Source organism: Nostoc sp. FACHB-190 (assembly GCF_014696905.1).
Taxonomy (GTDB): Bacteria; Cyanobacteriota; Cyanobacteriia; order Cyanobacteriales; family Nostocaceae; genus Nostoc_B.
Genome location: NZ_JACJQW010000037.1, coordinates 28007 through 40935, shown reverse-complemented (window position 1 = coordinate 40935; position 12929 = coordinate 28007). Strand labels below are relative to the sequence as shown.

Here is a 12929-nt window from a genome sequence, read left to right as displayed (position 1 = left end):
TTTGAAGAAGAATTTCGGGTTCTCAATCTTCCAAAACCTGGAAATTCCTACAACATAAGCCCTCACACCCCTAATTCCCCTGTAGTCTCACACCCCTGTTCCCTGATCACCAAGGTGTTTGGTAAATTATATACAGCGCAGATATTTATCTAGCGCCTGAATTTTTGCCAGGCAGCTGTTACTACCAAAAATTGTTCACCCAAACCAACCTAAATACCACCTTTGTCCAGCATCTATGCTGAAGTCCGTACACAGTAACATTTGGCATCAAAACCTCATCCAGTCTCAGGTTGACGGTTTATCGGGTCAAAATGTTATAACGTCTTCAATTCTAGATGCAAAATGGGAACACTAGCTCATAACTAGTGACTCATGCTTGGGAAAAATTCAACTTGGTTTCTAAATTCAAAGCCGAGCGAACAAAGTTGATAAGCAATGCTGAACTGAGCATCGCTGAGTATCTTTAGGTGGATGGGTCAAGAGTGATGAATGAAGCGGACACCTCAAACAACAGGGCTGTGATGGAATCTCTCAATTCTGCTAACTCGCTACAACCAGAGCCAACAAGCTGTCCTTTTTATGCAGTTGTGCCTTCTGAAAATCTGGCTATTAGGCAATTGCCACTCCTAAAACCAGCAGAAGAAACACCACAAGAGCAGCTAAATTCTGAATCTGTGGAAAATGTTACCCCAGCAGACTGGGTAGCAGAACCGAACAGTGAACAACAAGCAGTCATTGATGAGGAATTCCAGAAACTGCTGTTGTTAAATGAAGAACTGCGTACAGCTAATAATGAATTGTACGAACAAGTCGAGCATTTTAAAGATGAATTAGCTGAGTCAGAAAAAGCTTTGCAATGGCAAAAGAGGCGCTCTAGCGTCACTGAATCAATGCTGAATCAGCAAGCTCAAGAACTAATTGCAGCCCAAGAACAAATTCAGTCACTCTTTCAACAGTTAGACGCTACAGCACAAACCGTTCAACGCCAAGAAACTCTGATTGAAACTTACAAAGCACAGCTGCAAATTAGTCAGCAACGTCTCGCCCAGTTAGAACGAGAATGTGCTTTATTGCAAACTAACTATCATGACCAGTCTCAACAAGTGTTGCAGTCAGAAACTACCTGTCGAGAGTTGCGGACTCGCCTGATGCGCCAACAGCGCCAAACCCTGCAATTTAAAGCAGCTTTAGAAAAATGTCTCGAACCACCCACTCCTAACGACGACTCAGCCGACGAAACCACAAATCATACTTACAACAGCACTACTAAGCAAAGCCGATTTTCCAGAAAAGCTCGGTCTTTATTTCCTAACGTACAACCGATTAGACCTTGGTCAGCAGAACCAGAATCGCCGGCGGAAAATGTTGCTCATCCTTGGGGTGAATCTTCTGTACCACCCGCATCCAGCTATAGTCACCCCACTCCCCAACCTGCATCGCCTTGGAACTGGCCGACTAAGGAAGAAACACCTGCAACTACTGAACCTGATACTTCCACAGAACCCGATGATGAGCCAATTACCTCCGAAACTGTTTCATCAGGAGATTCATCAGCCAAGCTAGATGAGCAAATAGATAGTCTCATCCAAATGTTTTTTGCTTCCCAGACGGGAACAACACCACCTGCTAGTAGTGAAACGAATGTTACTAGTAATCAAGCTGAAAAACCTCTGTGGGAAGGCTGGGCAACAGATGAAGCATCGCCAGAAACTACCCTAGAGCAGCAATTGGCAGCATTAGAAACAGAAAATCATCCACCGATTACTGTACCTAGTTCAGTAATTGAAGAGTCAACAATTTTACCAGATAAAAATTCACCAATTTCTTTCACTGTACCGTTGACGAAAAAGACAACAGAAGAAGCAGAAAATTTGTGGTCAGAAACTACACCACAAAATACTGAGGAACTATCAGAGACAGAATTACCGCCAGAAACTTTGGTTGATTACAGCAATGATGCTCAATCACCCTCACCCGTGGTGTATCCCCAGCGTCCACCCAAGGGACGTAAATCTTTAGCATCTGTAGAATTGCCAAATTTTCGTCCTAATAGCTAAATGTAGTAGGTGACAGGTTTTGTGGTGTCTTAGTTTGATTGTTTAGATGACAGTTAAGATATTAAGTAGGGTGTTGCGATCGCACACCCTACTTATTTTTCTTGAGGCTAAACAAATTCTAGATTTGCCATCTCAAGTACAAATATCCCAAGAATTATTGAAACAATTACGATAAAACCGTCCTGCGGCCTCCTGCCTTTGTTAAGAATTACGAATTGGAATTACCGCTTCTGGGTTGATGGTGGATGTTTGATTGGGCGATCGCGGTTTACCTGTGGTAATTACGTAACGTAGTGCTAATAATTGTAACCACAATCCTGGGTTTCGAGGTTCGAGCCAAGGTTGAATTTGTTCCAGGAAGCGTGGAAACCAAGAACTCAACACCGCACTAACTAAAGCATATTTACTAAAGTTAAAATAACTACCCAGCCATCTGAATAAATCTTTAGGGCCAGCTAGTTCCCAAATCCACAACAGCAAGGCGGGGTTTTTACGGGCGGCTTTGAGTGCGAGGCGGTTAAAGGTGAACCAATCACATCTATCTTTGATGAAATTATCCGCAACCTCTGGCGGTTCACTGGCTAATAACCCAAAGAAAGTATTCAGCATCGAGTTAATGCGCTGGGGTGAAATGAATTTCCCTGTGGGAACCATCATCCCTTTAGAAAATAGCCAAGTAATTGAGACATTGCTTTGATAAGCGCGAATTTGGTTGAGGTGACGAAAACTTAATAAGTCATGTTTGAGGGCGGTATCTAATAAAGTTGTCAACCGTTCTAAGTTCCGCACCAAAGAACCAAAGCCTGTAAATACCAAGGGAGATTGTAAAGAAGCCGCATCACCGATCGCAATTAATCTATCAAAGGCAACTTTGCGATCGCTACCATTCACACTAAAATGCCCTGGAATATAGCCAAATGTCGGCTTTTTCCACACCAATTTATCCAGATCGCAGCGCCGATACTCTGGCAAAATTGTGAAAAAATCCTCATACATCTCCAACAGAGAACCGGGATTGTCGGGGTTGACTTCGTGGTAGTGAAACAAATAAATGGTTAGTTCCTCACCCGCGCCAGGAAACAATTCCCAAATCAACTGTCTCCCCCGCGAAATATCGCCGTGACTGTACAGCACATCACCATATTGAGAATCCCAAACTTGTGGTTCAAATCCGCCATCAACCACTGCACCCACAGTTGGACAAACACTATCAAAAGCCCTACCACCATTTAATTGCCATGCAATTGGTGAAGCGGTTCCCATTGCATCAACTAACAACCGCCCAGTGGCTTGCTTTTCTGTTTGGCTGGGTAATGCTTGAACTGTAGCGACAACTTGAGAATTATCAATATCGGCGCGGAGAAATTCGGTTTCGTCCCAAATCTCACCACCAGCCGCCCGTAGCTTCTGTCCGCACAGTTGCAGCCATTTTTCAGAATCTAGGGCAATATTCAAGACTGTGGGCGTGTGGAGAATTGGCGATCGCAATTTTGGCGGATTATTCCCATCAAAAAATTTATTAAATCCGTCTTTATATTCCCTGACAATAATGCTTTCTAACTCGCTGCTTGTCACCAAACCCAGATTTAATAAGCTTTGCAGTTCATCACGCGAAATATTCCATTCGCGGTTCATCTTGCCAAAAGGCAAACGTTCCACCAACAGCACTTTATATCCCAATTTAGCCATCACTGCCGCATGGACAACCCCTAATGCGCCACCGATGTAAATCAAATCGTAATCTAATTTGGGATTTTGGCTTTGAGATTTTGGATTGGTAAACACTACCTGACGCGGCGCTTGGGGATGACGCACACCTTCACGCCAGCGTTGTTCCCACCAATAGGCGCGTGTGAGATCGTATTCCCCATTCGGCATTTTCTGAAAATATTTAACCGTGAGTGGGTAATCAGATGCTAACGCTTCAAAAATTGATTGTTGGGATAAATCAATCACCGGTGGCTTGGGGTACTGATGGGGAAAACGCTGTCTAATTTCTTTCTTTAGGCGGAGTAAAATCTCCTTCTCTTGGGGGAAAGGCTGATCTGACCAACGGAAGACCTTTAAATAAGTAGTTCTCTGGACTGACCACACAAAAATTGATAGTTCTGTCGGTAATTTTTCGGAAATAGTCTGGTCAGATGCTGTATAGTCTGTAGGTAATTTCAGGCAAAAGCCATCTGGAGTCAGTGATTTTTCGCCAAATCCTGGTTGAAAATCCACTTGTAGCCATTGACGTACTGCTGTTGTGTCTGGAATTGGCACTTCTAAATAAAGGACTTCTTTCATGTTTCGTTGACATCTCCGCTTAAAATACTCATTTCGGCAGATTTATTAACTGCGAAAATTCCTGTAGACTCCGCCCTATTACTCAAATAAAGATTCTGTAAAGAACTTTTAATAATTTGTCAATTTTTTTTTCCATTTTGTAACTTTGTAAACCCACGCCATGAATTATCCCATTCCAGATAGCCCCCAAGATATTCTTGCGTTACAACAAAAGCCCATTGATGAAGAACTTGTAGCTTCCGCGATCGCAGGAGTAATTAAAATTGTCCGTTCTCAAGGTAAATCTTTAGAAGACTTAACCGCACAAGTCCTCGAAGATGATCCATTGCTAGATAGACAGCAACGCCGTTGGCTAAGTCAACTGCTCGCTCAAGCCTGGGAGAGTTTTACTTAAGGCGGTAGGCTACGCCCACCAACCAAGTCAGGGGGAAGATTTTTACTCAGCACTCTAACCTTGCACTCCTGATAACTAAATTAATACTATTTCGGCATAGGTTGGGGAAGCACTTACGTGGGCGGGTTCCCCAACTTGAGGCGACTGTCGTTAAAGTGGCGTTAAAGCGTAGCGAAACTCAATATTCTTGCCTAACTTGCTATTAACTGAACTGTATTGATTGAAAGCCCACTATTTGCCTAAAGCAGTCCAATTACCAGAAGGAACAAACGCCGCCCAAAATTGTGGTTCGCTGTACTCTTGACTATTGAGCAAATCCAACTGTGCAGACCGTAAAGCCTCATGTCTCCCCTTTCCGGCTTGCAAATTTTGATAATACTTCACCATCAATTCCTTTGTCGCCGTATCATCCACCAGCCACAGACTTAAAACTTGAGTTTGCGAACCAGCAATTACCAAAGCCCGACGCAAACCATAAACACCATCGCCAACTTTCACATCACCATTACCAGTGTCGCAAGCAGAAAGTACAACTAATTGATTAGAACGCAAATCTAAACCCGCCACCTCCAACGCCGTTAGCACACCATCATCATTGTTATTTGTCGCTTGCTTGCGTTGATTAAACCCAGCCAACGCCAACCCAGAACGCAACAGTGGATTTTCCACTTCTAAAATCTTCGGTTGACTTGGTGTTAATTCCAAATCTGCTGAGGCGTTGAGATTTTGTTCCACATCAGCAATAAAGAAACCGTGAGTTGCCAAGTGTAAAATGCTAGGGTTTTGTAATTGTTTAACAGCCGTTTCTGTGGCATCTTTACCTAACAGTAACTTGGCATTTGGTAAAATCTTTTTAATCGCTGCGGCTTCCTCCTTAGTTGCAGGTAATGATTCAAATTCTAGGTTAGCTAACTCACCAGAACGGCGATTTTGGGAACCGCGTACACCAGATGGTTTGGCTGAGGCGACAGTTTGGGTTTGGTTGTAGTCAATATCTGCCAATACCACAGGTGCAGAAGCATTTTTAACATTTGAGTTGAAACGCAACAAATCCCTTCCACTGGTGAGGTAAGAAAAAGCATAATTTTGAATTAAAAATTTATCTTGCTCATCTCTGAGAGCTTCAAAGGGAATTAATGTTAATTGCCCATCAGGCGAAATTAAAATATGACTGGCATCACCCAATAAAGGACGAATGGGTGCAATTAATTTTGCATCTAAAGTGCGGGCGAGTTTTTTAAATATTTTACCTGTGGCTAACGCTGCACGAAAATCTATGGCTAACTTATCAATTTCTGCGGCTTCACCTAAATCAACCCACTTCGGTTCACCAGAAGAACGCAACACCGCCGCCGCATAACGCGGTTTACCGTATCTTTGAGCATCTGTTTTAGCTTTGATATTATATGGTTGATATTGGACAATTTCTACCAAGGCTGCATCTTTAGGCATCTTGGCTTGAATTGCACTGAGTTCTACTGGTTGGGTTTGCTGGCGAAATTCGGCACTTTTAACACTGATAGCTGCTTCTAACTTTTCTTTTTCGGCTTCCAGTTTTTCTAGTTGAGTTTTTAGGTTAGCGGTTTGTTTTTCTGGCTGAGAGTAGATTAAGGCTGAGAGTTGCTGTTGTATTTGCAGCCATTGAGCGAATAATTTTTGAGTTTCGGGGTTTTTATCAAGTTTAGAGCGTAAGATTTGGATACTGTCAGCTACGGCATCTAACACCAACCCTTTGCGACGGAGTACAGTAGTTAGTGCTAGGGATGCGGCTGTTGAATTATTGCGAAATTCTTGTACAGATAGAGAAACAGCAGAATCAGTTGTTCCTAGAAAATTCCGAATGTAATCCTGTTTGCTTTTTTCTGAGCCGACAGCAAAAATTAGATTGAGATTTTGTGTTTGAATTTCTAACCCACGCTGAAAGTAATCGGTAGCACGAGCAATATCACCATCTAAATAATATAGTGCTGCCAAATTAATCAAGATAGTAGCGACATTAGGATGTTTTTTACCCTGTACCTTCTCCACGAGAGCGAGGGAACGCAGGTACAAAGGTTTTGCTTGTTGATATTTTCCCTGGGAGGAATATATTAGAGCCAAACCATTCAAGCTATTAGCAATAGAAGGATTTTCCTTACCCAGCACCTTTTCCACGAGAGCGAGGGAACGCAGGTACAAAGGTTCTGCTTGTTGATATTTCCCCTGGGAGTAATATATTAGAGCCAAACCATTCAAACTAGTGGCGACAGTGATATAACTCAAGTTATTGACAGAGCGATTTTCCCGACCAAGTACTTTCTCTAAGAGGGCGAGGGAACGCAGGTACAAAGGTTCTGCCTGTGAATATTTCTTCTGTGCTTGATACAATGCTGCCAAACTATTCAAGCTAGTAGCGACATCAGGATGCTCCTGACCCAATACCTTCTGTCTAATAGCTAGTGCGCGTTGTAGAAGAGGTTCTGCCTGTGCATAGTTCCCCTGTGCTTGATATACTGCTGCCAAATTATCCAAACTAGTGGCGATATCAGGATGTTCCTGACCCAATACCTTCTGTCTAATAGCTAGTGCGCGTTGTAGAAGAGGTTCCGCTTGTGCATAATTCCCCTGCAATTGATATAGTTGTGCAAAATTAATCAAGCTGGTGGCGACATTGGGATGTTCCTGACCTAGCACCTTTTCTTGGATAGCTAAAGCGCGGAGATACAGAGGTTCGGCTTGTGTATGTTTACCCTGTAAAATGTATAGTGCTGCTAAATTCATCACACTAGTAACGATATCGGGATGTTCTTGACCCAGCACCTTCTCTTGCATAGCTAGAATACGGAGATATAGAGGTTCAGCTGGTTCATATTTTCCCTGGACAATATAAAGTCCTGCCAAAACATACAAGCTAGTAGCGACACTGGGATGTTCTTGACCTAACACCTTTTCTTGGATAGCCAATGCACGTTTTATTAGAGGAACGGCAGTACTGTATTTACCTTCTTGGTATAACTTTAATGTTTGTTTATAAAGTTCTTCCGCTTCCTTTAAAGCGGCTTGTTGCTCGGCTGAATATGTGGGGGTTTGTTGTTGTCCTATTCCTATGACGGGTGTACTCAAAACTAACCCTGTTGTTATTACACCTGCTACCATCCAAGGTGCAAGACAAATACCCGCAGTATTAATCGCACTGAATAACTTTTTCACAGTCAACCTACAAGCTTGTATAAGTCAGTTATCAGTTAACAGTTAACAGTTAACAGTTATCAGGGTTTTAGTTGGAGATTTGACTGTTGTTAACTACCACTTTTTAGAAGTGAGGGACTTCAAAATATATTGCTGATTACTGTTCACTGATGACTGTTAAGTAAATCATGCCGGACTCAGCAATTTTCGCAAAGCAATTGTCAAAAAAATCAAAAACTCTCCTATTCCTCTCTGCGCCTTTGCGCGGCAGTCGCTTCAAGTCGGCAGAGCCGCCCAACGCGCTGCCTTGCCTCTGCGTGAAAAAATCTCACATCTCAAAACACCCAACACAGAAAATTTCCTGACACTTCCACCTCAAAGCCTCAACGTTAACCCTCAGAACCTCAACGTTCGAGTCAAAAGGCTGAAACTTTGCCTTCAGAACTCGAACGTTCATTCTTTGAACAGCAAATGTTAGGTTACTACCACTTATCTGCGCTTACGACATTGTAATGGATAGCGATTACCGCGCCAGGTTGTCCAACCCTCTGCGCGTCGAGTTTGACTGTTGTATTTCAGATACCAATCATCTTGTTCTGCGCCTAAATAACGAATACCTAAATCTTGTCTGCGGTTGCTAGAAAAACGTTTTGCTAAAGGAACCCACGCGCTACCGTTATCACTGAACCGCCCAATTAAACGCACACCAGAAGTAGTAGAGCAAATATTCCCATTGCAACTAGTTTGGGGGTCATCTACTACTTTCCATTCCATTCGGGCTGATCTACCGTCAATGTTACAATCCCAAAAACCAAAGAACCACTCACCTGCAACTTGACTAGCTTGAGTGTGACTAGATAATAACAATAAACCAGCAGGTGCGATCGCCAAGCCTAAAAGCCACTTTGTAATGTTTTTCATGATGCTTCACCAATACGGAAATTTAATCTGTACTTTTCATTTAATCTATATGTATCGGTCTTAGCGTTTATGCAACATAATTTAAGGCTTATACCAAATTGAAGAATGATTGCGACAAATGAATTGCTCAAAAGCTTACCAGTAAAGCCTGTCTCAATCCAAAATCTGTCTTGAAAAGTTTGCTCAAGTCGGGGAACCCGCCCACGCAACTTTTCGCAAAATCTAAAATCCAAAATGGTATTACGCACAAAGATTTTCTGTGGAGAGAGGGTGTAAGGGTTTTAGATAAATACACCCCTAAACCCTCTCTCCAAACCTGGATTTTTCGTTTGTATACAAGTCCTATGAACAACAAAAAAAGGGCAGGTAAATTACCCACCCTGGCAAATTAAGAGAATATGTTGGCTGTTGCGATTAACCCAACAATTGTTTAGCTTTAGCTAATACGTTATCAACGCTAAAGCCAAATTTTTCTAAACAAACGCCACCAGGCGCAGAAGCACCAAAGCGGTCAATGGTAACAGTATCGCCGTCAGTACCAATGTACTTGTGCCAGCCAAAACTAGAAGCAGCTTCTACAGCTAAACGCTTGGTGACAGCTTTTGGCAGAACAGATTCTTTATAAGCTGCGTCTTGTGCTTCAAATAAATCCCAAGCTGGTAAGGAGACAACACGTACTTTCTTACCTTCGGCTGTGAGTTTCTCAGCAGCAGTAACAGCAAGATTCAATTCTGAACCAGTACCAATGATGATTAATTCTGGTGTACCTTCAGAATCAACAACAGTGTATCCACCCTTAGCTACACCTTCAATAGATGTACCTGCTAAGTTAGGAACGTTTTGCCGAGTTAACGCCAACAAAGTAGGATCATTTTGTTTTGCTCTTTCAATCGCTACTTTGTATGCACCAGAGGTTTCGTTACCATCGGCGGGACGAATCACTGTCAAGTTAGGAATAGCACGCAAGGAAGCGAGGGTTTCGATTGGTTGGTGGGTGGGGCCGTCTTCACCTTGACCGATGGAGTCATGAGTCATTACCCAAATCGATCCTGCTAAAGACAAGGCAGATAAGCGAATAGCCGCCCGCATATAGTCGGTGAAGATCAGGAAGGTAGCACCGTAAGGAATCAACCCTGAATCATGCAAGGCAATACCGTTACAAATTGCGCCCATTGCATGTTCCCGCACACCAAAGTGAATGTTGGGGTTTTGGTATTGTCCTTTTTGGAAGTCGCCTTTACCCTTGATTTCGGTCAAGTTGGAGTGGGTTAAGTCGGCGGAACCACCAATCAATTCAGGTAAAACCGCAGCCAATTTGTTGAGGCAGGTTTCGGAATGTTTACGGGTGGGTAAGCCTTTATCTTCAGGGGTGTAGGTGGGGAGTACTTTATCCCAACCATCAGCTAGTTTGCCACTGATATAACGCTCAAATTCAGCCGCTTCTTGAGGATACTTAGCTTTGTAGTCAGCAAATGCTTTGTTCCAGTCAGCTTCGTAACCTGCACCGCGTTCTACTGCTTTGCGGGTATGGTTGAGAACATCTTGCGGAATCACAAATGGCTCGTTTTCCCAACCCAGATTTTTCCGGGTTAATTCTACTTCATCTCCACCTAAAGCTGCACCGTGAATCCCAGCAGTGTTGGCTTTGTTAGGAGAACCATAACCAATGGTGGTTGTCACCTTAATCATTGATGGTTTGTCGGTGACAGCTTTTGCTGCTTCAATGGCTTTGTGGATGGCTGCTAAATCGGTGTTACCATCTTCCACATGAAGCACATGCCAGCCATAAGCTTCAAAACGCTTAGAAACATCCTCTGTAAATGCCACATCTGTAGAACCATCAATAGAGATGTGGTTGTCATCATAAAGGGCGATGAGTTTACCTAAGCCCAAGTGTCCAGCCAGGGAAGCTGCTTCACCAGAAACACCTTCCATGTTGCAACCATCACCGAGAATGACATAAGTATAATGGTCAACAATTTTGGCATCGGGTTTGTTGAATTTAGCTGCCAGATGTGCTTCAGCGATGGCTAAACCAACTCCGTTGGCAATACCTTGTCCTAAAGGGCCAGTGGTAACTTCTACCCCTGGGGTAACAAAGTTTTCTGGGTGTCCAGGGGTTTTAGATTCCCACTGACGAAATTGCTTGATATCTTCGATACTTACACTGTCATAACCTGCTAAGTACAGCAGTGCATACTGTAACATCGAGCCATGACCAGCCGACAAGACAAAGCGATCGCGGTTAAACCACTTGGGATTTTTGGGGTTATACCGCATGAAGCGATCCCATAGCACAAATGCCATTGGAGCAGCGCCCATCGGCAGCCCTGGGTGTCCCGATTTTGCCTTTTCTATAGCATCGACAGCCAAGAAGCGGATTGAGTTAATACACAGTTCTTCGAGGGATTGGGTTGCAACAGCCATAATAAGATTGTTTTTAACGACGGGTTAGCACTCTGCGATCTTCTCATTTACCGGGGTTGTTAGAACAGTTAACAGTTAACAGTTATCAAAATAGAATTTACTACTGCTCTGAACTGATTACTGATAACTGATAGGTATTCCCCTACCGTATCCTCATCATCCCATTCCCGATTGGCGATGGACAAGCGGGATCTCCTGAGTTTATGGTAATTAATCGACCTGAGAATATTGGTTATGCTGAACCCTTGGTTCAGCTGGGAATGATATCTATGATACTTTTGTCTGGCAAATCTGAGGAGAAGTACGAAGTGTGAAGTATTAATCCTACACTTATTACTCATTACTCATCACTCAGTACTCATTACTCATCACTCAGTACTTTTTGAAGACTAAGGTAACATTATGGCCACCAAAGCCAAAGGAATTGGACAGCGCCACTTCAATGGTTTGGGCGCGGCTGGTGTGAGGCACATAATCCAAGTCACACTCAGCGTCAGGATTTTCGAGATTAATGGTTGGGGGAATTTTTTCGTTGGCGATCGCCAATACAGTTGCAACGGCTTCAATACCACCAGAACCACCCAACAAATGACCTGTCATTGATTTTGTAGAGCTAACCGCTATTTTATAAGCATGTTCGCCCAAGGCTTTTTTGATGGCTTTGGTTTCGTTGGCATCGTTGGCTGGAGTACTTGTGCCATGCGCGTTGATGTAGGTTACTTGTTCTGGGGTAATACCTGCATCTTTGAGTGCTAGTTGAATGGCTCTAGCTGCACCTTCACCACCGGGAACCGGGGAGGTCATGTGATAAGCATCACAAGTCATCGCATAACCAATCATTTCCCCATAAATGCGTGCGCCACGACTGAGAGCGTGTTGCAGTTCTTCTAAAATTAAAATTCCCGCACCTTCACCCATGACAAATCCATCGCGATCGCGATCAAAGGGACGGCACGCATAAGTCGGATCATCATTGCGGAAAGACAAAGCTTTACAGGCAGCAAATCCAGCTAAAGATAAGGGTGTAATTGCTGCTTCACAGCCACCACAAATCATAGCTTGAGCGTATCCTCCTTGAATCAGGCGAAAAGCATCCCCGATGGCATTGGAACCAGCAGCACAAGCAGTCACGGTACAGTTGTTTGGCCCTTTTGCACCAGTGTGAATGGCTGTCAATCCAGCTGCCATGTTAGCAATCATCATTGGGATCATGAAGGGACTACAGCGATCGGGGCCACGGTTCAGGTAGACTGTTTGCTGGTCTTCTAATACCTTAATCCCACCTACGCCAGAACCAATGACCACCCCTATCTGTTCTGCGTTTAGCTCGTTAATTACCAGATTTGCATCCGCTAATGCCTGTTTTGCTGCTGAAACCCCAAACTGTGAAAATCGATCCATCCGCTTGACTTCTTTGCGCTCTAGATAAGCATGTGGATCGAAGTTTTTGACTTCACCAGCAATGCGACAATCATGGCTGGACGCATCAAAATGGGTGATGTAGTCTATACCATTGCGTCCACTGACTAATCCTTCCCAATATTCAGTCGGTGTGTTGCCAATAGGTGTAATCGCGCCAACACCAGTTACCACAACACGTTTACGTATATAATCTGTCATGACTCAGTTAAAGGTAGCGAGAAAGCTGCAAATGAGAGTGCTGAGTGCTGAGT

7 protein-coding genes are annotated in these 12929 nt (G+C 43.5%); 2 read left to right on the top strand and 5 right to left on the bottom strand.

Annotated elements, in window-relative coordinates:
• The first annotated feature begins 485 nt into the window (after positions 1 to 485).
• A complete protein-coding gene (locus H6G28_RS28610) occupies positions 486 to 2057 on the top strand; it encodes a hypothetical protein (protein ID WP_190676020.1) in 1572 nt (523 codons plus the stop codon).
• Positions 2058 to 2258: 201 nt separating this feature from the next.
• Here the strand turns inward: H6G28_RS28610 and H6G28_RS28605 are convergent, their stop codons facing one another.
• The gene (locus tag H6G28_RS28605; RefSeq protein WP_190676018.1) at positions 2259 to 4346 is read right to left on the bottom strand and encodes a flavin-dependent dehydrogenase; all 2088 of its coding nucleotides are present in this window, start codon (positions 4344 to 4346) and stop codon (positions 2259 to 2261) included.
• A 160-nt stretch (positions 4347 to 4506) separates the two neighbouring features.
• On the opposite strand from H6G28_RS28605, the gene H6G28_RS28600 reads away from it, so the two are divergent.
• Complete coding sequence (locus H6G28_RS28600; RefSeq protein ID WP_190588991.1) at positions 4507 to 4740, top strand: hypothetical protein; 234 nt, start codon at positions 4507 to 4509, stop codon at positions 4738 to 4740.
• 231 nt (positions 4741 to 4971) lie between these two features.
• Here the strand turns inward: H6G28_RS28600 and H6G28_RS28595 are convergent, their stop codons facing one another.
• The 4 genes from H6G28_RS28595 to fabF all read right to left on the bottom strand — a co-directional run bounded on the left by H6G28_RS28595 (position 4972) and on the right by fabF (position 12876).
• Complete coding sequence (locus H6G28_RS28595; RefSeq protein WP_313950012.1) at positions 4972 to 7929, bottom strand: CHAT domain-containing tetratricopeptide repeat protein; 2958 nt, start codon at positions 7927 to 7929, stop codon at positions 4972 to 4974.
• A 468-nt stretch (positions 7930 to 8397) separates the two neighbouring features.
• On the bottom strand, positions 8398 to 8829 hold the full coding sequence (locus H6G28_RS28590; protein WP_190588993.1) for a DUF6006 family protein: 432 nt from the start codon (positions 8827 to 8829) through the stop codon (positions 8398 to 8400).
• A gap of 414 nt (positions 8830 to 9243) precedes the next feature.
• Positions 9244 to 11256 (bottom strand): transketolase, encoded by a 2013-nt coding sequence (tkt, locus tag H6G28_RS28585; RefSeq protein ID WP_190588996.1) that lies wholly within the window; start codon positions 11254 to 11256, stop codon positions 9244 to 9246.
• Between the two features lie 372 nt (positions 11257 to 11628).
• The gene (gene fabF, locus H6G28_RS28580) at positions 11629 to 12876 is read right to left on the bottom strand and encodes a beta-ketoacyl-ACP synthase II (protein WP_190676016.1); all 1248 of its coding nucleotides are present in this window, start codon (positions 12874 to 12876) and stop codon (positions 11629 to 11631) included.
• Between the last annotated feature and the right edge of the window lie 53 nt (positions 12877 to 12929).